The 24,019-nt window shown below is 55.0% G+C and carries 16 protein-coding genes; 1 reads left to right on the plus strand and 15 read right to left on the minus strand.

Features of this window, described 5'->3' with window-relative positions:
• Nucleotides 1-195: 195 nt before the first annotated feature.
• The 6 genes from BHAP_RS04095 to gtfA all read right to left on the minus strand — a co-directional run bounded on the left by BHAP_RS04095 (nt 196) and on the right by gtfA (nt 11,233).
• Nucleotides 196-1,410 carry a MalY/PatB family protein gene (locus tag BHAP_RS04095; RefSeq protein ID WP_094729484.1) on the minus strand — a complete coding sequence of 405 codons (1,215 nt, stop codon included), beginning with the start codon at nt 1,408-1,410 and terminating at the stop codon, nt 196-198.
• A 331-nt stretch (nt 1,411-1,741) separates the two neighbouring features.
• Entirely contained in the window at nt 1,742-2,851 is a 1,110-nt protein-coding gene (locus BHAP_RS04100) for an alpha/beta fold hydrolase (RefSeq protein WP_094729500.1), read from the minus strand.
• Nucleotides 2,852-3,209: 358 nt separating this feature from the next.
• Nucleotides 3,210-5,564: a YhgE/Pip domain-containing protein gene (locus BHAP_RS04105; protein ID WP_094729485.1), complete on the minus strand. Its 2,355-nt coding sequence runs from the start codon at nt 5,562-5,564 to the stop codon at nt 3,210-3,212.
• The gene (locus BHAP_RS04110) at nt 5,561-8,401 is read right to left on the minus strand and encodes a YhgE/Pip domain-containing protein (protein ID WP_094729486.1); all 2,841 of its coding nucleotides are present in this window, start codon (nt 8,399-8,401) and stop codon (nt 5,561-5,563) included. The genes BHAP_RS04105 and BHAP_RS04110 overlap by 4 nt, the downstream gene beginning before the upstream one ends.
• Nucleotides 8,402-8,829: 428 nt before the next feature.
• A complete protein-coding gene (locus BHAP_RS04115) occupies nt 8,830-9,546 on the minus strand; it encodes a YesL family protein (protein WP_244569288.1) in 717 nt (238 codons plus the stop codon).
• A 151-nt stretch (nt 9,547-9,697) separates the two neighbouring features.
• Nucleotides 9,698-11,233 (minus strand): sucrose phosphorylase, encoded by a 1,536-nt coding sequence (gene gtfA, locus BHAP_RS04120; RefSeq protein WP_094729487.1) that lies wholly within the window; start codon nt 11,231-11,233, stop codon nt 9,698-9,700.
• A 27-nt stretch (nt 11,234-11,260) separates the two neighbouring features.
• Between gtfA and BHAP_RS11610 the strand changes: the two genes are divergently transcribed.
• Nucleotides 11,261-11,416, plus strand: a complete 156-nt coding sequence (locus BHAP_RS11610) for a hypothetical protein (protein WP_158216426.1) — start codon at nt 11,261-11,263, stop codon at nt 11,414-11,416.
• 227 nt (nt 11,417-11,643) lie between these two features.
• On the opposite strand, the gene BHAP_RS04125 is transcribed toward BHAP_RS11610, so the two are convergent.
• The 9 genes from BHAP_RS04125 to BHAP_RS04160 form a co-directional block, all read right to left on the minus strand.
• The gene (locus BHAP_RS04125) at nt 11,644-12,726 is read right to left on the minus strand and encodes a LacI family DNA-binding transcriptional regulator (RefSeq protein WP_094729488.1); all 1,083 of its coding nucleotides are present in this window, start codon (nt 12,724-12,726) and stop codon (nt 11,644-11,646) included.
• Nucleotides 12,727-13,134: 408 nt separating this feature from the next.
• Entirely contained in the window at nt 13,135-13,521 is a 387-nt protein-coding gene (locus BHAP_RS04130) for a fluoride efflux transporter FluC (protein WP_169713164.1), read from the minus strand.
• Complete coding sequence (locus tag BHAP_RS04135; protein ID WP_244569289.1) at nt 13,518-14,681, minus strand: fluoride efflux transporter FluC; 1,164 nt, start codon at nt 14,679-14,681, stop codon at nt 13,518-13,520. The genes BHAP_RS04130 and BHAP_RS04135 overlap by 4 nt, the downstream gene beginning before the upstream one ends.
• Nucleotides 14,682-14,748: 67 nt before the next feature.
• Complete coding sequence (locus BHAP_RS04140) at nt 14,749-16,035, minus strand: adenylosuccinate synthase (protein WP_094729489.1); 1,287 nt, start codon at nt 16,033-16,035, stop codon at nt 14,749-14,751.
• A 96-nt stretch (nt 16,036-16,131) separates the two neighbouring features.
• A complete protein-coding gene (locus tag BHAP_RS04145) occupies nt 16,132-16,911 on the minus strand; it encodes an HNH endonuclease family protein (RefSeq protein WP_094729490.1) in 780 nt (259 codons plus the stop codon).
• Nucleotides 16,895-18,361, minus strand: a complete 1,467-nt coding sequence (locus tag BHAP_RS04150; protein WP_158216427.1) for an AAA family ATPase — start codon at nt 18,359-18,361, stop codon at nt 16,895-16,897. The genes BHAP_RS04145 and BHAP_RS04150 overlap by 17 nt, the downstream gene beginning before the upstream one ends.
• 253 nt (nt 18,362-18,614) lie before the next feature.
• Nucleotides 18,615-18,773, minus strand: a complete 159-nt coding sequence (locus BHAP_RS11615) for a hypothetical protein (protein WP_158216428.1) — start codon at nt 18,771-18,773, stop codon at nt 18,615-18,617.
• An 11-nt stretch (nt 18,774-18,784) separates the two neighbouring features.
• Nucleotides 18,785-22,168, minus strand: coding sequence for a tetratricopeptide repeat protein (locus BHAP_RS04155; protein ID WP_094729492.1), 3,384 nt, complete (start codon nt 22,166-22,168; stop codon nt 18,785-18,787).
• The gene (locus BHAP_RS04160; RefSeq protein ID WP_143248732.1) at nt 22,161-23,294 is read right to left on the minus strand and encodes a YobI family P-loop NTPase; all 1,134 of its coding nucleotides are present in this window, start codon (nt 23,292-23,294) and stop codon (nt 22,161-22,163) included. Before BHAP_RS04160 ends, BHAP_RS04155 begins: the two co-directional genes overlap by 8 nt.
• Nucleotides 23,295-24,019: the final 725 nt, after the last annotated feature.

Consider the following 24,019-nt stretch of genomic DNA (forward strand, 5'->3'; position numbering starts at 1 on the left):
CCTAGCACGATACTGATATACGATACTGATATATTGCGCATCGCATTGTATCGCGCGGCCATAACCGCATCACAGTGGTACAACATGTGCTCAGTTACGGCCGGCAAATATCCAAAAAACGACCGTAACTGAGTCATCATGTTGAAACGCGTGCTCAGTTACGGCCGTGTCACATGCAACCGTCAGCAGTATCAATCAGTCAGCGTTGAAGACGTACTGGTCAAGTCGGCGCATCGCTTCTTGCACACGACTGAGCGGCAGTGCGAGGTTCATGCGAATCGCGCACGCACCGTGGAACGGCCGTCCGTCCTGCCATGCAACACCCACATCCCAGCCGCGCTTTTCCAGCTCAGACAAGCCCACGCCGTGCGCCGCGCACCAGTCAGAGCAGTCAAGGAACAGCATGTACGTACCCTGCGGCTTGGCGACTGACACACCGTCAAAATGTTCGCGAATGTAATCGACCGCGTAATTCACGTTGCCGGTGAGTACCTCGCGCAACTCGTCGCACCACTCGTATCCTTCGGGCTTGTACGCACCGATCAGCGCGTGCATCGACAGCACGTTCATGTCGTTATAGTGCGATTTTGAGCCCTTCGCAACGATGCGGTCGCGCAGATACTTGTTATAAATAATGTGGTAACTGCCGACTAGACCAGCGAGATTGAACGTCTTGCTCGGCGCGTAGAACGCGGCCGTGCGATTGCGCGCATCCTCGCTGACCGACTGAGTCGGGATGTGCTTGTGGCCGTCGAGAATGATGTCGGACCAAATTTCGTCGGAAATCACCACGACGTCGTTCGCCTTGTAGACCTCCATCGCGCGCTCGATTTCCCAGCGCTCCCACACGCGACCAGTCGGGTTGTGCGGACTGCAGAACACGGCGACGTGGATGTTATTCTCCTTGAGTTTGCGGTCCATATCGTCGAAATCCATGCGCCAGATACCGTCCGCGTCACGCGTAAGCGGACTGTGCACAATGTGAAAGCCGTTGCGTTCGATGCAATCGGTGAAGCCGATGTAGGTCGGGCTGTGCAGGAGCACTGAGTCACCCGGCGCGGCGAACGCGGTGAGTGTGGAGATCACGCCGCCGAGCACACCGTTTTCGTAACCAATATGTTCTTTGGACAGTCCGGTTACGCTGTTGCGTGTGGACTGCCAGCGGATAATCGAATCGAAATATTCGTCGGTCGGCCTGAAGTAGCCGAACGCAGGATGCTTGGCGCGTTCGATGATTGCTTCAGTGATAGTCGGGGCGGTGGGAAAGTTCATGTCGGCGACCCACATCGGTATGGCGTCGAAACCCGGCTTGGGCGGTTCCGGTGCCATACCCGGCATGGTGCCGAGCGCATCCACCGCGATGGCATCTTTCCCATGACGATCCATGATGGATGTGAAGTCGTAAGTCATTGACGTTCCTTTCTTTTATTCCTACTTCAATAATCCGCGCGTGACGTTCGTGGAACTCACAATAACGAGCGCTATCGGGTGCAACGCATGCGAGTCTACTCGCGCGCATGTTGCGACAATGCATCGTGCGTTACGTGGTACACCCCTGCCGCACCACAACCTTCCCCCATCGTGCGGTAAATTCCCCATAATGCGGTAAAACACCCATGATGCGGTTTAGCAAAATGGCGAAATTTAGCCGTTTTGGGGAAATAGTAGGTTTCGCGTTTACCGCATCATGGGGAATTTACCGCATCATGGAACCTGACACTCACGCCCAACTTGGCACACGTTACAGCGACTGAATTTCGTTGGATTCGTAAAAACTCAAGATCTGCTTGAGGTATGGGTCGAGTGTGTCATTGGGCATGCGGAATATTTCGTGCAACGAATTCGGGTAGCGAATCAGCTGGATATCGCCGCCACCAGCCTTGACATTGGCTACGAACCGGTTTTGCGGTTCATTGAGCACCCATATGTCACGACCAGCTTGGAACAATAAGATTGGCGTCTCGATATTTGCGCACGCCTCCGGTCGCAACACCGCATGAGACAACCGCAGCGCTTGACGCACCCATTCAAACGTTGCCGCATTAGTTTGATAGTGTTCGTCGTCACAACGTTGCGCATGATACCAACGGGCTCGCGCATCGGACGCGCCCACGTTTTCTTCAGGATTATATTCCGGCGTGAACGGTCCTTGGCCAAACACTGCGTGGCGTCCGAATCCAACACCGCACATTACTTCGGCGAGCGCACGAGCCAGCCAATTCGGGATACCGGTAGCCGGGGCGATCATCGGGCAGGACAGTACTGCCTTATCAAACAGGGTCGGATGCTGCTCAAGCACAGCCGCACCAATACCGCCGCCCATTGAATGACAAAATAGATTGAGCGGTCGCCCGTCAGCGTACTGCTTGCCGACCGTGTCCGCAAACTTCGCCAAATCGGCTACGTATCGCCGCCAGTCGTCAATCCACACAAGCCAGTTCTGCTCGACATCGCGCGCGGAATACCCGTGACCGCGATGTTCCATGAAACAAACTGAATATCCAGAAAGCAGGAAATACCAAATCATTTCGGCATATTTCGTCGAAAACTCGGTAAATCCGTGGGAGATCACGATCGCACCTCGAAAGATGCCAGTCGCGTCGTCTTCGCGCAGTGCGTCGAATTTGGCTGCGTCATAACAGACATAGTGCAGTTGGCCGACGTGAACTTCAGCTGCAACGTCTGCTGGACCTGCACCGCTTTGCCGCCAACCAGAACCCGGCAACGCCGGCAATCCTTCTACATCTGCCGGCTCCATCCAACCTTCGGCACGACACTGCGCCAACGCCGGCAGCACCGTGTTGCTCATCGTTTCGGTGTATCGGCTCTCATCGATCAGTCTGACATCCATGCCATCCATGCTACCCATTGCAGTGACTCAAAAAAAAATGGGCAATTTGCAAACTGAGAGGCAGTTTTTCATCTGTGCACGAGTCTTTCTTCAAACTGAGAGGCAGGCGCTTACGTCTCAAAGCCGTTCTAACCCACGTTAGGGGGTATATACGGCGTGTGTCAGGTCGAGTGCCTGCCTCTCAGTTTGAAGAAAGACCCATGCAATACGCAAAAAGTGCCTCTCAGATTAAAGAAAGCTCTGCTACACCAACTTTGACATTCGTCCTGCACTTATGGCCCGTGCCACGCACGCGTTTTGTCAGCCCGCCTGCAGCCTGCCACCTCGCACAGCCAAGGCCAAGGCCAAGCCCCAAACCTCACATCACCTTAGTACTCTCCAAGTTGCGAATAATCCAGTCGTTAAGCCGAATCACCGGCTTGCGCAGCACCAGCCCCAGCAGCAGCGATGGCACCAAAAACAGCGCGAGTTTGCCCATTGACACCCAATACTCAAGTCCATACGACCCAGCCATCGCCGCGTGCATCGCGTCCACTCCGTATGGGAACAGCAGCCAGCGCGACAGCACTTGGAAGAACGGCGGCAATGTTTCGATCGGGAATGTACCGCCCGTACCGGCCACCTGCACAACAAGTAGCACCACAGCCACAGCCTTACCAATATCGCCGAACGACACGGTCAACGTGTACATGAGGTTTGAGAACACGAGCGCCGCCAGCCATCCGGTGAGCAGGAATTGCACCGGATGTTCGCATTGCACGCCGAGATAAAGCAAATCACCGAGGCACACAAGCGTGCCTTGCAGCAACGCGAGCACGCCGAAAATCATGTACCGACCGAAATATTCCTGATGCAGCTTCAACCCGAACCGGCTCGCATTACCCGGCGATTCGGCGCGCGGTTTCATGAGCACGTCAAGCGCCGCAGCAGGTCCGGCCGCGCGCCCCGCAATCATCGCCTCGCGCAATCCCATTTCCTCGCCAAGCGGCAAATCGTTGCCAAGACCCAGAATTTTCGCTTTTTCATGGTCGGAAATCGAGACTTTGAGCATGGCGACAAGCACGATCGCGCCCACCCAAATCGACAGAATCGTGTAGAACGGCGTCATCGCGGACCCGTAGTTTGAAGTGGGATATATCGCAATGCGATCAACGGACACCGGCGCAGACAGCACGGTGGCGAGCGCGTCTGGATTGTCGGTGAGCGACGACAAATCCGGCACCCCGCCCGACAATGTCGACGTGATCGTGTCACGCAACGTATCGAGTTTCTTGGCCGAGTTCGTGAGCGCACTCGATGCGTCCCCGAGCGCGGTACGCATGTCGGCAATGTTGCCAGAGATGCCGTGTGACAGGCCAGATACCCCGTTAATCGTGTCACTGAGCCCGTCCACAACTGTGCCGGTTTGCGTAGCCACATCGCTCATGGACGAGGCAAGCGAGTCGAGTTGCGGTTTCAGTGTCGAATCGTACGTGTCGGACAACTGCCCCACGGACTGTTGCGCAGCGGCGATTTTGTCTTTGAGCTGCTGGCGCGTAGCGGCCGCGTCGGCAGTGCCGGAGTTGAGTTTTTTCGCCGCCTCGCCGAGTGCCGCAGCCGCGTCTGAAAGCTTGGATTGCGCCTCACGCGCTTTCGCGGAAGCATTGCCGAGCGCGGTTTGAATATCGGCCACGGCTTGCGCACCGATCTGCGTGCCAGTTTGATCACTCAACGATCCTGACAGTTTGTCAAGTGCGTCCGCGTATGAGCCGAATCCGTCCGCTTGCGACTGGACTTTTGCCTGCAAATCAGTGAGCGATGCGGCGATTTGCGTCGACTGCGCGTTCACATCGTCGAACGCCGCGTCGATCTGTTTGGCGATCGTATCGTATGACGAATTGGCCTGGCTGAGCGCAGTTTTCGCGCCGTCGGTCGCGCCTCCAAGCGCCTGATCGAGTCCGCTCACCCCGTCGCGGGCCTGCGCGATAGCTTTCTTCGTATCGGCTGCACCGGAGCCAGCTGAGCCAAGCAGCGTATCGGTTGATGTGATGATATCGTTCGCCGAGCCGAGCAGTGCCGAGTATGCGTTGACTTGCGCGGCAGTACTGTTCAATTTGGACGACATTGACGCGAGGTGGTCGGTCGCGTTTGTCACATACTGTGACATTTGCGGGCTTTTCGCATAGTCAGCAACGCTTGACGCAATGTTGAGCGCGACCTCTCCGAGCGTTTTGACGAACGTTTGATCGATGGTCGTGGCGACCGTGGACGCACCCTGGTCGGTGATGTGTGGCGCGATCGGGTTGATTTTTTCGTTGAGATAATACTCGAGTTTCGCGTGCTCAACTTTGTCGGAGAACAGCGTCATCATGTCCGCGCTGAAACTTTTCGGAATAACGAGCGCCGCGTAATACTCGCCTGAGTGCACGCCGTCGATCGCCCTGTCTTGATCGACGAACTGCCAGTCGAGCTCATGATTCGCGCGCAGCGCGTTCGTGACAGTCTCACCAACGTTGATCGTGATCGGCATGAGATCGGATTTATAGCCTTTATCAACGTTCGCAACGGCAACTTTCAGCGATTTTGTATTACCGTACGGGTCCCAGCTTGCGGCGATGTTGTACCATGCATACAGTGCGGGCACGATGACAAGGCCGACCGCGACGATAATCGCGATCACGTTACGCGTGGACTGACGGACGTCACGCGCGAAGATTTTCCAGATGTTTTTCATCGTGCGCCTCCTTCCGCGCTGTGGTTAGTGTGATCGGCCGAGTGATGATTGCGATCATGACCCGTTACGCCGCGGCCGCTGTGATGCCGACCGAAAATCGGCAGTTCTTGCGTGATTTCACTGATATCCGAACTGTAGTTCACGTCAACCGGTGGCATCACTACTGTTGCCGCTTCATCGCGCGAGGCCATGCCGCGCGAAGTCGTAGGCACGGCAGTCGAAGTTCCTGCCGAATGAGCCGCCGCATGCCGCCCCTCGTGCGCCGAATGCGCCGCGTGCGGCCGCAACCACACATAACCGTTCAGCATCACATCGCGGAACTCGTCCGCACTCATCGCGCTTACGCCGAGCTGACGCGCGTAACTCTCGCGCGTGTACTCGACCACGATCAAATACGTATCGATCACGATAATCGACACAATCCACGCAGTCAGCATCGGAATCTTCGCCGGCAGCACGAACAGCAGCACCAAAAATACGATCGGCAGCACCGTCAGCGATGCCAGACCGACCATAATCATGCGCGGATACTGTGCGAAGAACCGGTGCGCGCGCCGCTTAATCATGTTGCGCATGTCCGCGCTGTCGGACACCGCGCGGAACACGCGCGACAAGCTGACCCGCTCGTTAATCATCGAATTGTGCTCGGTGATCATCAGATCCGTGTCACCAAGGCGACGGTCGAACAGCGCGTTCAAGTTCATCGCATACCGCCGCACCACGAGGCCGACGAACAGCGCGGCCGGCAAGTACAGCGCAAGATGACCCATGTCAATCCAGTAATGATTCGCATACAGGCCGGCGATCGGGCCGCGCATCGCGTTGATGCCGTACGTGAACGGCAGCCACGGGTGCAGCGCGCGGAAGAAATCAGGCATGAGCTCGATCGGATACAGACCGGACGCGCCAGGAATCTGCATAATCACGAGGATCACGGCGACGGCCTTGCCGATGTGCCGGAACGCGACAGCCAACGCGTAAATAATGTTGATGTACACGAACGAGCAGAACACGCCCGCGAGTACGAACAGGAACGGATGCTCGCATTGAATGCCGAGCACGAGATCGCCGACGCACGCAATAATCGCTTGCAAAAAGCCGACTGTAATGAGCAGCATCCAACGGCCGAGATACGCCTGCGTGGCGGTGACGTGCTTGAGTGATTCGCGGTCGACTTCGAGCTTGTAGATTGCGATAAGCACGAAACCGCCCACCCACAGCGCGAGGTTCGTGTAGAACGGCGTGACCGACGAACCGTAGTTGTCGACCGGGTAGACGACGTTCGTGTGCAACGTGACCGGCGTGCCCATGAACTCGCCGAATCCTTTGCTGTCGAGGTTAAGCGTGTCGCGGATTTTGCTGTATGCGGCTGAACTGTCGAGCGCAGCGATGTCTGTCCGCACAGTGGACACGTCGGTGGACACTTGGCGCAGCGAACTGCGCGTAGTGCTGAGCGTGGTTTTGGTTTGGCTGAGCGTGGTTGCCAGCTGATCGAGCAGACCGCTGGTTTGGTCGAGCGTTGCGTCGAGCGAGGTGAGCGTGCCGTTTAACGTACCGTTGAGCGCGGAAAAACTGGTCAGGGAGGCACTGATATTCGGCACGATCGTGCCGGTGAGGCTGCCGCGCGCTGTGTTGAGCGTGGCGATACCGCCGGTCGCTGTGTTCGTGAGCGCACCGGAAAGGTTGCCGGTCGCATCTTTGCCGCTAGTGATGAACTGCGTCGTGTTCTTGTGGAACGTGTCGACTTGCGTTTGCTGCGTTTGTACAGCTTTGTCGATCGCATTCACCTGCGACCAAATTCGCTTGCCAATCGGGTCGTCAGTGGATTCGGGAACGCCAGCCTTGTTTAGCGCGTCCTTGACTGAGCTAATCGTAGTTGCGATATCGCCCAGCGGCTTGTTGATCGCTTCCGTAACCGAATCAACCGAATCTTGCGCCTGATTAAACGTGCCGGTAATCGTACCAGCCGCCTGATTTGCGTTGACCGCGAGCGCAGACAATTGCGCGGAACTGTCGTCAAGTTTGCCGACAAGCGTGGTCGAAAAATCTTGCGTACTGGATTGCGCTTGCGTGAGCAGACTGCCCGCATTGCCGGACGCGAGTCGCGCGGCTGCAATTGTCGACTTGAGATCCGCAACGTTGCGTTTTGCGTCGTCGATCGTACCGCCAGACTGGTCGATCGTTGTTTCGAGGCCGGACAGTGATTTCTGCACGTCATCGAGGTCTTTGAGCACCGTATTCAGGTCGCCGATCGCATTATCTTGCGTATCGTTTGCTGCGTCACCGATTTTATTACCGGCGTCGGTGATCGTTTTGGCAACCGTTTCAGCGACGGTCGAGACGAACGTTGCGTTGATCTGCGAGTCGATAGTCGTGGCGCCGGTGTCGGTGATTTTCGGCGCGATCGCGTTCTTTTTTTCGTTGACGTAATACTTGATTTGCGGCTTGTTTTTCGAGCCGGTGACCGAGCCGACTAAGTTCTCACTGAAGTCATTTGGTAGGACGATCGCGGCGTAATATTCACCAGACTGCACGCCGGCAATTGCCTGTTCTTCGTTGACGAACCGCCATCCGAGCGACGTGTTTTTCTTGAGCTCAGCGACGACCTGTTGGCCGGCGTTGAGCTTGCCGACAAGATCGTTCGTAGTGCCCTTGTCGTCGTTAGCAACCGCGACTTGCAGATTGCCGGTGGCCGAATACGGGTCCCAGTTGGCGAGAATGTTGAACCATGCGTACAGCGAAGGGATGATAGCGACACCAAGTGTGACGACAAGCGCGACTGGATTGCGTAAAATCCGCATAACATCGCGCGTGTAAATCCTCCAGATCGTACGCACCGCACCCTCTTTTCAGATTCCAGAGTTTCCCGTATTCCACTATATGCCGGGGTATATGCGGCGAGCGGTGACAAGGCGTTAAGAGTGAACAGTGTACGACAGAAGGCCGTATTGTGCCCAGTTTGGAGGCATGTGGAAAGCGATTTGCAACGTGAGAGGCAGTTTTTCGACTGTGCACAGGTCTTTTTGCAAACTGAGAGGCAGCTTTAATCAGCTTTAATCGGGTATACGTCCTGAAAACTGCCGATATGGGGCTTATAGACGGGATACGCTGCCTCTCAGTTTGCAAAAAGACCTGTGCAAATATTAAAAACTGCCTCTCACTTTGCAAATCGCTCTTGCGTAGCGCGTTTGTAATTGCAGAACGAGCTGGCCGTTAAGGGGAGCCAAAACATCGTGAACGAATTAATAGCGCAAGCGGTCGCGACTCAGTCTTCGCGGGGTATTGGGCGGTATTTGGCGTCGACATCGCCGTCGAGCCGCTGGAATACTGGGTTATATAGCCACGCGCAACAATACTGCGGCAATGAAATACCCAAAATAATCATGAACGGAATCACGTACACGAAATACTGCATGTACACTACCGCAAACGCGACAAGAATCACAAGCATGCACAACGTGCGCGGAAAACAACCGACGGCGAGCGCCACCGCGTTACGCATATGGCCACCGACCGTGTTCTCATAACGTGACAACATCGGGAAATACCATTGCGCGAACGAAACGAGCGCAACGCCAATAATCACGAGGAATGCGATCATCGCGAGCCGCATTGCACCGCCGATCTGAATCGCCACCATCACGTCAACGATCATCACCACGACCGCCAGCAACAGCCCCACCCATACCGGTGTTGCCTGTTTGAAGTTGCGTTTGAACGCGGCAAAAAACTCGCGCGTAATATACGTTTCTTCGCGCCGAATCATACGCCACAACACGGTGTGCATCGCAGTGAGCGACGCGCCGGCGGTCACGATCGGCAGACAACACACAAGCGTGAGCAGGTTGAGCTGGATCAGATCGAATACAACCGCCATGAACCGGAAAAATAGGTTGTCCTGATCGAACACTTTGGACATAGTTGACTGCGTTGCCGGCCGGTTCGACTGGTTGCGGTTTGGCGCGGGTGCTTCATTGGACATACGTCAATCCTACTTTGTGATCATGCATGTGACGGCAATAACTCCATCCCAAAGGGAAAATTGCGGCCTCGCACTATTGAATACCATGAACAACAGCGCGAGGCCACAATCGTAATAGGCCGCGGGCCAACCCAGCGGGTCAAAAGCAAACTCAGCGAGCCACAACCGGCGGCTGAGCGATGAGATCGGCAGTCTCGTGATCGCCGGCAGCGTCAGTCCAGCGCAACGTTACGATCGACGCGTCGTTGTCTGCGCCGAGCGCGCGCGACGGCTCGAATACCATTTCCGCACGCGACGTAACAGTGCCGGCATCATCCTTCGCAGTCCACGTCAACGTCACTGAACGATCGCCGTCAGCCGCGTACGAGAACTCACCGTCGAACGCTGGCAGTTCGTTGCGGAAACGGCACAGTGCATTGAGTGCCTGCACCACCGGACGCTTGAGCTGCTCGTCGACTTCAGCGGTCGAGTAATAGTGACGATTGATATCGCGGCCAACGTTCGTGCGATGCAGCAAGTCCATATCGTTCGCGCCTGCGAGCGCTCCAACATAGTAGACTTGCGGCACACCCGGCACGAAGAACTGGACGGCGCGAGCAGCAATGTAGTGCTGATCGTTGCAGCCGAGCGCGGAGTAGTACGTGCTGTTGACCTGATACAAGTCGAGGTTGCTCGCAGCGGCACCAGTCGCAGCTTGCGATTCGCCGTTCGTGTTCTTGTGAATTGTGTTGACGAGATTGTCGACGTCCTCGTCGGGCACGAGTCCCTTGAGACTGCGGTCGAGCTGGTCAGAGCCGATGTCGATGACACCGATGCCATCGTGCGTATCGAGCACGGTGACCGCGTTGTTCGGACGAACGTCAACCCAGTGGGCGACTGCGTCAGTGCGGCCGGTGAAGATCGCATGCAGGAGTAGCGGCGGCAGCGCGAAATCGTATACACGATCGACTTTGTGCGCGATCTCGACCTGCTTCTTGTAGTACGAGTGCACTTCGATGAGCGTTTCGAGTCCGCGCGCAGCAGCTTCTTCCTTGATTCGTTCGATGAGTTTGAACGTCTTCGGGGTCATGAAGCAGCTGGAGTTAGCTTCCTTCGCGCCGTAACCAACCGCGTCGAGACGAATGAACTTGACGTGGCTGGTGGACAGCTGGTCGAGGATAGAAGTCAGGTATGCCCAACCTTCAGCTGAATCAGTGTCGATGTCAACTTGCTGCGGGGTGAAGGTGGTCCACACGAGGCGTGTCTTGCCAGCCCAAGTGTAGTGCGTGAACGGCAGACCCGGGCGCGGACGGTAAATGCCGGCGAGGTCTTCTTCCGTGGCACCATCGGGGAAAATAGTGCTCATGGTCAGGAACATCTTGTAGTACGGGCTCGCTTCGCCGTTCTTCATGACGTCTTGGAATTGCTGAGATTCCCAGCTCATGTGGTTCACGATCGTGTCGACCATGATGTCATGGGTCTTGCTGAGGTCGGCGATGTCGTCCCACGAACCGAGACGAGGGTCAACCTTCGTATGATCGACCGGATCGAATCCTGCGTCCGCGCCATCAAACGGCGTAAAGAACGGCAAAATATGTACGCCGGTATACACGCCGTCGAAACGAGTGCGCAAGATATCGGTGAGCGACTTGATATCGCCGTCGCCGAGTCGGTCGGCGTAGGTGATGAGTTGAACAGTGTTCTTCATTGAATCTCCTTGTCTAGAAAAGATTCGGTGCACACGTCAGGTTCGACTGCATGCCATGACATACCATCACTCACTATATCGAACCGGTTCGAGCTGGTCAAATCGAACCGGTTCGTCGGCGATGCGCACGAAACGCGTCTGAACTTGCAGGATGAGCTGTCGACGAAGTCGACTGAGGGGTAGCACACTTCGGGACGTTCAACCCGTGTTGACTACCCCTCAGTCGACTTCGTCGACAGCTTCCCTAGCAAGGGGAGCCAAGATAAAAAAACTTTGCCGAGACAACTCCCCTTGTCAATAAGCACCGTGAAGCAAACAGCAGAGCTGTTTGTAAGCAACGTGCTTTAAGGGGAGCAGCAATATGTGACGCTCGATCTGCGATTGGGAATTACCCGAGAACCGACTGCACCTTACTTAGTCGAATCACCGGGAAGCAGTGAGACCGGTACGAGGTCAACGCACGAATCACCATCAGCACACACGCCGTTAGACTCGCCTTCAATTAGCCCAGTCATACGCACTGCGATAGCCGCAGCAAGCGCTTCAAAATCCTGACGAATCACAGTCAAATGTACGCCCGCCGTATCAGCCATATACGTGCCGTCATAGGCGACAATCTGTACATCCTTCGGAATGCGCAATCCACAACGCAACGCTTCCTGCACCGCGTACGAAGCGCCAATATCAGAGCTGACAATCGCGTCAACCGTATCCTCGCCACGGCCGTCGCCCACGCCACCGAACCACTCAAATAGGCGATGCACGGCGATCGCATACCCCTCAAAATCGCCGACTTCGCCAGCCTCGATATAGTCGTACCGCACGCCAGCAGCAGTCAACTCGCGCTCCAACGTCAAGTAGTAGCGCACAGTCGGAAACGTGGTGTCATGTACGCCAGCACCGACCGTGTCCGCGCCGCCCGCGGCCAAATCGTGGAACTGCGAGCGCGGGCCGCCAACCATCACCACATGGCGCGCACCGGAACGAATCAACAAATCCGCGAGCATGTGGCCGCCCTGCTCATGATCGGAGCCGATCGACGGAATACCCGGGCCAAGATACCGGTCAAACGCAATAACTGGACGCCCAATCGACGTCCAATAATCAACCGGATGAGCAGTGTGCGCGGCCATCACGATGCCATCCATCATGTGACGGCGCAGCATGTCAACATACTCAGCTTCGCCGGCGTCCGTGTCAGCAGTTGAACACAACATCGTGTGCAAGCCGCGCGCGGAAAACTCGCGCTGGAGTGCGGCGGTGAGCGTTGCGAAGAACGGGTGGCGGATGGTCGGCACGATCACGCCGATCATATTGGTTCGATCGCGGTATAGATTGCGCGCCAATTCGTTGGGAATATAGTTGAGCTCGCGCATTGCCTCAGTGACACGCGAACGCATGTCGTCAGATACATATCCAGTGCCGTTCACCACCAACGATACGGTACTTAGCGAGACTCCGGCTTTTTTAGCCACATCACGCATACCGACCATCCGTACACCACCTTTCACACCACACTCTGTTCACCTATTTTTGTTTGATTGTCAGTCGTGGGATCGGCCGACGAGCGGCGACAACAGACAATCGAACATAACCGGAATACATTTTACTGACACACTGACAATGCGACGTGATAATCGAACTAGCTTTTTGCGATGTGAGAGGCAGTTTTTGGGACGCGTGAGGGTCTTTTTGCAAACTGAGAGGCAGGTCACACCTGAACTAACCACATATCACACCCCCTAACGCCTGCATTTGAGGGGTTGCCCGCAGAGAGACTGCCTCTCAGTTTGCAGAAAGACCTGTGCAACAAGCAAAAACTGCCTCTCAGATCGCAAAAGCCCACGCGATGTGACGTCTGTCGCAGGCCGAGTAACGCGCGTGGGGCGCCCCGCAACGACTCACGCCTGAGATGCGGCAATTACTGCCCAACCACCGGCCACACACAGCAACGGCACAACAATCGTGAGTGCACAATAGAGCGCTGCCATGACAAATCGTTTGCGTCGCGTGAGCGACACGATTTCGTTGATCGCGGTCGAAAACGTGGAAAATCCACCGAGGAATCCGGTGACAAATAGCAAATACGTGTATTGATCGACGGTCTGGTATGCATATGAGGCGGCTGCAATACCCGCGCAAAACGTTGCAATTACGTTGATGATAAACGTGGAGAGCGGGAATGCTCGATTCCACAAGCGTTGGATTGACGTGTTGAGTACGAAGCGAGTTACCGCACCTAGTCCGCCGCACACGCAGATCATGAGAGCTGTGGTCAGTGTTGTCATTGCGCGTGAGCCTCCCCTCGCACCGGATCGGCGACCATTGGGATTTCGTCGGTTACGGGGTCCGGCTCGAACGCTGGGACCAGTGCGACTTCGGTGACTCCATTCGCTGCGGCGCCGTGCGAATCGGTGGTTGATTGGATGGAACGCGCAGCGCCAGAGCCACCACTTGCGCGAACCTCAGCTTGTGGCTGAATGCCAATATTATCGTCGTTCACATTAGTGATCGGCTGCCCATAGTCCCCGCGCGGCGCAGTTGAACGCTCAACATATGAGCCGTCACCGGCCGCCACCTGCTCGTGCAATGCTTTGACAGATCGCTTCGCAGCCGTCCGCAGCGCCAACTGCGTACCAAGCCACGCCACGATCAAACCACACGCGAAACTGAGTAACGTATAAGCCACAAATCCCGCAATCTGGCCGTGCTGTACCGAAGTCAGGTCTTCGATAGCCATTGCAGATAGGGTTGAAAAACCGCCACACATGCCCATGCCGACGCCGCGACTGGTCAGCTGGCGCACGCGTTTGCGAATCCACGACGCCTGCGACATGTACGCACTGAGCGCCGCGAAAATAAAGCATGCGCACATGTTTGCGATGAACGTGGCTGGATGAAACGCGTGGAAAAAGCCGTCTACGGCGAGCGGCGCAGGCAAGAGCAATCCAAGACCGTAGCGTATGCCAGTGCCGACGAATCCGCCGAGAAATACGACAAGGTACAGCATGCCGTCGGCGAGCGGGTTGAATCGCGCTTGCATACGTTTCATTGGCGCGAGTGGGATTTGTGGTGGCGCAGGCTGACCTTTGCTGAGTATGGCTGCGATCGGATGACCGGAGGATGCGTTCACGCGCGTGGACGCGAATTCCATCGTGGTTGGGGATGCTTCGGCTGCAGGTTGCGCTGGCGCTGCGGGCGCAGCCGCTACGGGCGCGGCTGCGGCGGAAGATTGCGCGGCTGCGGCTGATTCGATCGTGTCTTCTGAAGACTCTGACGATTCCAAAGACGCTGAAGACGGAACGCTACCGTCGCCAGCGGAAACTTCACCTGAGCTGCCAGTATCCTCGCCCGTCGATGACGGCATCGCTGATGGCGCGGCGTTATCCGCCGACGTCATCTGCTTGAGAATCGGCATCTCAAGCGAAGGAAGGTCGTCGTCAGTCATGTCGATCCTCAAGTCCAGTGTGAAACGTTCCGTGAAACAACCACAGATGCCTCGCACATAATCGCAACTAGTCGATCAGCGAGTGCACCGAAATAATGTGATCGCGCTGCGGGCCAGTGCCAATCGCCGAAATACGGCAGTTCGACAGCTCTTCAAGTCGCTTGACGTATGCTTGGCAGGTCGCCGGCAGATCCTCGAACGTGTGCACGGTCGAAATATCCTCAGTCCAGCCCGGCATCGTCTCGTAAATCGGTTTCGCAGCAGCGAACGCGGCCTGATCGGTCGGCATATCGTCGAACCGCTCGCCGTCCACGTCGTACGCCACGCAGATCGGGATTTCCTTCAGGCCGGTCAACACGTCGAGCTTAGTGAGCACGATGTCAGTCAAACCGTTGACCTGGCTCGCGTAACGGTTCACAACCGCGTCGAACCAGCCGCAGCGGCGCGGACGGCCAGTCGTCACGCCGTATTCGTGACCCTGCGCGCGCAGCCAGTCGCCGGACTCGTCGAACAGCTCGGTCGGGAACGGACCTTCGCCCACGCGCGTCACGTACGCCTTGGATACACCGATCACGCGGGAAATCTTGGTCGGACCGACGCCAGTACCAGTGCACGCGCCGCCCGCGGTCGGGTTGGACGAGGTCACAAACGGATACGTGCCGTGATCCACGTCGAGCATCGTAGCCTGCGCGCCCTCAAACAGCACGGTTTTGCCCTCGTCGAGCGCCTTGTTCAAAATCAGGCCAGTGTTCGCAACGTACGGCTTCAGGCGTTCGCCGAGCTTCAGCAGCTCGTCGGTGGTCTGGTCGACGTCGATGGCGCGGCGGTTGTATAGCTTGACCAAAATCTGATTCTTCTGGTGCAGGCTGGCTTCGACCTTGTCGTGCAGATGGTCGGCGTTGAACAGATCGTGCACGCGGATGCCGACGCGGTTGATTTTATCGGCGTAGGCCGGGCCGATGCCACGGCCGGTGGTGCCGATTTTGTGCTTGCCGAGGAAGCGTTCCGTGACTTTGTCGAGTACGCGATGATACGGCGCGATGATGTGCGCCGCTTCAGAAACGAGCAGACGCGAGCAGTCGACGCCGCGCGACTGAAGACCGTCGATTTCCTCGAACAGGACTTCAGGATCGACCACAACACCGTTGCCGATGACCGGGGTCACGTTCGGGCTAATGATACCGGACGGCAGCAAATGCAGCGCGTACGATTCGTTGCCGACGACAACGCTGTGACCTGCGTTATTACCACCGTTGAACCGTGCAACATAATCGACTTTTGTACCGATTAAATCCGTCGCCTTACCTTTGCCCTCGTCGCCCCACTGGGCGCCGATCAACACAATTCCAGCCATAACGCACCTCCGCCACATCGCCGTTTTCCGCCGAACACAGGTTACCTTACGGCCTCTACGTGGCTTGTGATGCAACTCGAAATGCAGGTTCGCCGGTCATTCCTCTGTAGCAACCATACCAGTGTGCGGCAAATCAAGACTATCCTCCAGCATCCAAATCAGCATCGGAGCGAAAGACGGCGGACGAACGTCACTACGCAGCTCAGCAAGCAGTTCCTGACACCATTCCACCGCATCTGCATCCGACAATCCGCGAAACATGTCATATAACATCTGTTGCACCGTGGCGCGTCTTGCACGCAATCGTTCGTGGTTCAGATTGAGCACATCATCGATATCATGCTGAATCGTTTCATTATGAGAGCATTCCCGTCCAGCTGTAGAGAATCCTTCACCACCGGACGTATAGAAAATGGTCTCAACATCCGACCAATTACGGGGATCAATATGCAATTTTCGGTTGCCACGTGACCTGTCACAAGTACTTCCTTTTCCTAGACATGCCGCGAACATATTGTTGTAGTCCAAGGAAAGTATATCGGCGGATGCCGAACCACTTCCGCGATACCACAAGCCCGGATGCCGAGGAATATAGTGTTCAACATGGGCTGTAACAGGATCATCCCGCACTTCTCCCAGTATCTTCGATAACGGTTTTGCATGGCCATGACCTTCGACCCGGCACGAGCAATATACGCACAGCCCTCGCTGGTCATCAACCAAATGATCGATCAATCCCGACAATAGCTCTTTGGTGGAGGGTTCCTTGTACGCCTCATCATAATTAATCGTTCGCCTTTTGCGCTTGAGAACAGCCTTGACCTGTTTCAACTCGTCTTGCGGCGGATGTCCCTCGGATTTATTCACGTACAGCATTCAACTTCCTTCCATGACTATGGAAGTAATACGCAGCCCAAGCCCCGGTCAGATCAGGATTGTCGGCATCCACTCCCACTTCCGAGCTCAACCGGCGCAGCACATTCCGGGCCTGCTCATACTCTCTGTCATTTAGGAAACGCCCGAATTCGTCCAACAGATCTTGAACTTTCTTCGGCTTGTCCGTTGATCCCATAAGCTCGCGCAATACCGCGTTTGCGTTGACCCCATACATTTCGTCGTCGGGTTCTTTGGCAAAATACAGTCCTTCGACACCTGAGGCTGGCAACTCTTCCTTAGGCATTTTGCCCAGCACACGCAAATTCTTCGACTTCACCGAGGAGATCACCAGCGGAGCATGCGTGGCGACAATGAACTGCACACAGGGGAACAGCTCACGCAACATACCAAGCATCTTCTCCTGCCACACCGGGTGCAGATGCAGATCCACCTCGTCGACAAGTACAATGCCAGAGGTCTTCTTGACCACATCACGACCCATGAACGGATTCAATGCGGCGATACGCCATGCGATGTCAGCCACCAAGCCAATGGCCACGCGGTAGCCGTCGCTCAAATCCTCAAACTTCTGGTTTTCGAAATACACACCATCACTATCGGTGTAGCTCACCACCAAGCCATCACCGTAGTCGTAGTCGACAACCGCCTTCGTATTGCCGGTGAACCGTTCGATACACTCGGTAACAGTGTCACGTACCGCGTAGAATGTCGGCACGTCAAGTCCACGCCGATCACGGTCGTACTGCTTGCGCCACCACGTATTCAACTGCTTGAAGTTCAGATGGGGATCAAGGCACTCACTATATCCCTCGTAACGATTCTTGAACGTCTTCGAATGCGATTTCCATTGGGCTCTCTCACGCAGCCCCAGACGGTCGGTACCATAATAGGCCAGCACCGGCAGCATCGTATGAGAATCGTCCTGTGTCTGCTGCTGATAATCGTCGGACAATTTGTTAAGCTCGCGCGCCTTAGCTGACGTGGTATGCCCTTTGGCGGTATTCAGTGTTCGTTTCCACTCACATTCAGATGCAAACGACTCTCCTCGACACTGATACGTTTCCCATGACGTGGGCGAGGCGATGATCGCTTTGGCATCGATGACCACAGGGTAATGTGGCTGAATGTCCGACTCACCACCCTCCACTGTACGTAGCCGATAGACATCCGAAGACCTAATCGACGGCCCGTTGACATCTGGGAATCTCGACAAGAATGGACTCAACGCCACCGCGATCGCATCAAGCACCGAGGTCTTGCCAGCACCGTTGACACCAACCAGCACAGTCATGTATTCATCGAAATCGATGCTCAGTCCGGGAACAACTTGCTTGCCCGAATCTTGGCCTGTATCATCAGGAGACGGCTGACCACCGAATTTTCGATAATTCGTCAAGGACAGGCGAGTCAGTCTCATCATGTTGCCCATCACGGCCTCCTTATCGGTGTATACATCCATCAGTCATCGTAGTAGACGATCAGTCAAATCGTCGATCACTTTGGCTGGACTGTGTTGTAAGTGATACGTCATTAATATGAAACTAATGTGGTATCGTCTGCCAACACGATGGCACTGTATCTTATACACGGCGACTTCATTGTTCGTAAGGACAACAGTGCCACCCTTCAAATAGGTATGAATTCATTGAATCACGCCGATCATGTCGTCCACAAGAAATTCGTTATACCAGAAGGAACACCCATGCGATCTCACGTTCGTACCCTCTCTTGTCGTTCACGCCCATTACGTTTTCAGCCGATAACGTAATGCTCAGCAAACTGTCGAACAGCACCGATTGTTGGAATAATTCGTTCTGCTCACTGGAATCTGATTTAGTCAAGGTCTCCTTGATCAAGCCGGTGAATCTGCCGAATCTGCACCATTCATTCCATCGCTGGACTCGTCATCGAGCAGCTGAGCCAGCGTACGAAACGGCACTGCACGCGCCGTTTCATTACGCTCGTAGCATACATCAGCCATCGCGTTCGCGTATTCGCGCAGAGGTTTTGACACTTCGTCGGGAACACTGCCGTTCATAGACACGGCATGCTCCCATTTGCGCTGGTATAGCACGCATAGGCTATTGAGCGTCATCGCGAGATTCGCTCCGTACATCGACCGGTCTAGATTCCGGTAAATGCCCAGCGAATCTTTCAACCGTTTAATGGCTTCGTCATCATCCCTGTACATCGCATACAGATTCCCAAGATTGTTGAGCACCATCGCCTTACGCGGCTCGTATTTTCCACTAAACGATTTTAACAGGGTTTCGTAATCATCCAGCGATTCAGCGAAACATTGCTGTGCCTGCTGTCTTTGCCTGACAATCATATACAGTATGCCAAGATTGTTGAGCACCATCGCTTTACGCGGCAGGTACACGCCAGTCTGTGATTTATTGACCAACAATTCTTTGTATTCGTTGAGAGCTGCGCTAAACTCGTGCAGAGCATCCTTGACCAGTTTCATCTGCATGTACAGATTACCGAGATTATTCTCCGTGTCAGCCACGCGCGGCTGATAAATCTGCAACCCCAGATTACCTCGAGACAGTGCGAGCTCCTCGCGTATACGTCGAGACTCCTCAAAATGGTTGCGCGCTTTAGTGAAAGCCTTCATCTTGCCATAGTTCACTCCTATATTGTTGTGAAGCATGGCGATATCAGGCATATCATCCGTCCCCGGCGTCATACGCCTTGTTCGGATCGCGAGCGCTTCAGACAGCACCCGTTCAGCTTCGCTGAGCATTTCGCCGTTATCCCCGTACAGATTACCGAGATTGTTGAGCACCATCGCCGTATCGGCGAGATACATAGTATGGTCGTTGATTGGAGAGAACTGTTCAGACAGTCGGCGGTACAGCTCCAACGCGACATGAAGTGCGAGGCTTGCCTCGTCGTCGAGTTTGCTACGCCGTTTGAGATTACCGCAATTGTTGGCGACCATAGCAATGTATGGTGAATACGACGAATTCATAGCAACCAGATCAGCACAGGAGATCGTATACTCATCGTCGCGACCGTCAGCCGAGGCGACAACTGCAGTGGCCGCATTGTCTAGCGCAGGAGTCGTTTCAACGATCGTTGTACCCGGTTCGAGACCCGCCAGCCGTTGATAGATACGCATTGCCGCGTCGACTTCCAGCTGTGCCTTGCACTGGTTACTGGTACGACGGTGCAGGTTGCCGAGATTGTTGAGCACCATCGCCAGATACGGGTCTTGGCAGTTTGAAAGCTGTGTGCTCAGCTCGCCCTCAGTGGTGGAGTACCGTTCCTCCAAGCCATTCTTGTCTTTGTCTCCTTTGTCTTCGAATTGACTGAGTGTGCAATCGACATCCATATTCAACATTTTGATCGAGCCTACAAGTTCGATCTCCGCCTTACTGATCTCCTCCGTTTTAATATGCAGCGTACCGATATTGTTCAACACGGCCGCCACAATGCGTACAGCGTCTGATTCATTCGCAATGATGGTCTGATAGTGCGTCGCTGGCTCACGCTGCAAAGACTTGTCAGACACATCTTCCCACCAAGCATGATCTTCTGGATACTGTGCATAGCAGATGATTTGCAGCGCCGAAGTCAGATTGTATTGTGCTTCATCAAACCGGCTGAGTGCAGCTTGCATCGACCCGAGATTGCAGTAGGCCGCCACAGCGATCGGACCGACATGAATACAGGAATTTGCGTCACTGCCATCGCCCGGTCTCAAGGCACTATCCGTCCCATTCGACCGGGTTACCGGTCGTACAGTCATCTGCTCTCCCAAACGTGCAATCGGGCACAGCGCCAACGCTTCCCGTAATTCCCGTTCGGCATCCGCGAACCGCCGCATACGCCGGTGCAACACGCCTAGATCGTTCAGGATCGCAGCGTCGTGCGGGTATCGCCGTATGCCGTCATCAGCTAGTTCGGCGAACAACTGACGCTCGCGATCGAGATATCCCTGAACATCCCCGAACTCGGTTTCACCGCACAGGCCAATGTATAGCATACCGTTGGAGCAGGTGCCTGCATCCGATTCGGTTAGATTGTGTGAAAAGGTTTTGTCAAGCGTCGCCTCCTCGTTCTTGTACAGATCGTTGGCAAGTGCAATGAACGACGCAACATGTCGCTGCTGTTGTTCAACGGATTCGACTCCGGACGCACTGACCAGACAGATCGGAGACAACACGTTCGCCAACACCTGCTGCTGAACGCCAGGCGCAAGTTGTGGATACACGGACCTAAGCGTGTGATAGTACCGGTTACCCTCACAATAAACCGTGATATCGGCAACTTCAGCTTCGGACGGACGCAGGCTGTGTCGTAACGCGCGGTAGATGATCTGCTCGGTATCTGGGTTCCAAGGACGCATTGGCATATTCAAGACATTATTCGCGTCGCCCCAGCTTTGTACGTCTTGTGATAGCCGGTCGAGCACGTATTTCATGAATGTACGGTTGTTGGCAAGACGGCGAGCCCATTCACGCGGAGCGTAAGAGGAAACAATGCCGAGCGCATCAGTATCGCTGATAAGCAGGCCGGACAGCCTGCTGCTGCGGTTCGAGTTCATGAGTACCCATCCGGCCGCGGTCAGGTCGCCTTCCCAGTCGGCCATATACAACAGATAGTTGATACTTAGGTATCGTGCGTCCTCTGTAAAGCAGTGTCTAACGAACGGAGGCACTGCTTTATTGAATTCGTCATAGGCACGTTGCACGCGATGGCGGTAATCGTCATCAATCGGCTGCTCGCTCGTCTGGATGTCGTCGCCATCGCCGACGGAGCCTACGGTGGCTTCGTCGGACAAATCCTCACATTGGGAGATTAGTTCTCCCAAACGGAGGTCGTTACGGATAATCTGATTAAACAAGCGCGGGAATCCGATACGAATCGCGCTAATCATCAGGCATTCATTCGCGGAAAAATGCCAGTTACCACGTTCCTTGTCCGAATGCATAGCGAAGATACGCTGTTTGGTTATTTCATACATGTTTCTGATATCGATCAGAATGCGATAGTCGGGAAATTCACGTGCGATGATACCAATCAAGGCCGGATCGAGACCGTCATCCGTCGCGGACAACACGTTGATCGCGCTATTGACTGCGATACCGTCCTCAGCAACGTAGACACTATCTGCAGTCTTGGGCGTCTCAGATCTTATGCTACTACTCCCTTGCCCGTCACGTAGAACGGTCACTGCAGCGGCGATGGCTTTGCGCAGTCTTCCAAACATCGATTCATTAGGCATCGCCGTCTCCGTCCCTGTCGCTCCTTACCGAACCGTCTCGAAAATCGTCAACACGATAGCAGCTCGTATCATCGCAGGTATCAGCTGTAAGCATGTCACTGAATATTGCACCAGCATTGCCCACAGTCACAAACGGACGCACGTATACGTTCACGTCGAAGAACTTCGCCTTGCGTTCAGCCACTTCAAACGACGACAGCATGTCACCATCGTCCTGCCACTTACCAGAATCAACATCGTATCGATTGATGTCCATCGCAGCGTCGCCCATCACATAAATAAACGTGACCGTCTGCCCGTGAGCCTGCGTGGACGCGTTGATCAGCGTATTCAGTTCCCGCAGTTCATAGTAGATATTCCAATCGGCGGCACGGTCAAGGTCCTCGAAAATGACATACCGTGTTCTTTCCTTCTCGAGCAGGAACACTATTTCGTCGACGTATTTGTCGAAGATGTCGATAGTGTGCCGCTCGTCGACTGACAACGACACACTATCAGAGAGCGTCGTCTGAATCGAAAATGTCTGTAACCGATCGAGAAACATCGCCACGACCGTGCAGCCGATCACCGTAAGCAGCAGCCACAGGACAGCCCATGCGTCGATATGATGACCGATTCTGTCCACCGCAAATCCGTTGCCAAGCAGATCTCCAATCACCACCAAAACCAGTGCGGTCAACGCAACCATCACGCATGGCCTCACGTATTCGCGCAGAACATGTCTCGAGCGCAGACGGCGGAAATGTGATTTCTCCACATCGTATGGTTTCACGCCGTAGATGAGTTGTTTGATGATCTCCTTCTGAATCTGCTCGGTCTGATAGTCCTCGCGCAGCTTGTGTAGCTTCTCCGTGCGACTGACGATTCCCGTGACTTTTCCGTCGATCGTAGTCGTTTCCTCAATATCGTGAATATCTCCGTCCTCGTATCGATCCGTGCTTTTGCGCTCGTCCTCGGGACATAGCAACAGCGACGTGACCTTGATACATCCAGGCGCTGAGTATTGAGCGATTTGTGATTCGACGTGCCGCTGCCAGCGAGCACGCAATGTCAATTCCAGCCATTCCCTGAATCCGTGCGAAGTGTGTTCAACCAACCGGTTCAGCGATCGGTCAAAACGCACCATACGGGATTCGATATAACTACGACGCACCTCATGTTCAAAACCCTGAATGATACTGCTTTTCCCGGTGCCGTAGCTACCCATCAGCGACACATTTTTTGGCTGCGGACAACCCGTGGGATTGCAGGCGTTGTATAGGGCATGCGCGTACATGCCATGATGAGCCGGATCATACCGAGGCGTCAACTGTCTTAAGTGCAGACGATTCTCGTTGCTGAGGGACATCTTCGACACCGCCCTTCCGGTCATGTTCCGTCGCAGACCTATTGCCATGCAACCACGCGACCTAGCACTCAGTATAGCAACGGAATGCAATACTTCGGCCGGCTCTTCATCCATCGGTCTACCCAATCCTCATATGCTGCGCCGCTCCGTACTCACCAGACTAAAATGTCGTCATCTTTGACCAGCTTGTTAAGAAGCTTCTTAACATTGTCTTAATAGTAAGCCCTGATGATCTTTGAAAGTCGGCGTTGTCCCTTTCACCATGGATCCATCGACCGCAATGAGCGCATCAGCGACGGTTTAGGACGAGAGCATGCACAAGATACCGGCACTGGATCAACGGTTATTATTCGGCGCGATATAGTGAAGTCAAAGGCTGAGCGTCTTTCGCAGCGGAGAATTCCGCCTAATACATAGCCTAGCGTAGCGTCTCTACACGGTTCACGCCGGTTATGCGACCGAAAAACGGGACAGCACAACGGTTTATCACCCCGATCTCGCTT

This window comes from Bifidobacterium hapali (assembly GCF_002259755.1).
Classification (GTDB): Bacteria; Actinomycetota; Actinomycetes; order Actinomycetales; family Bifidobacteriaceae; genus Bifidobacterium; species Bifidobacterium hapali.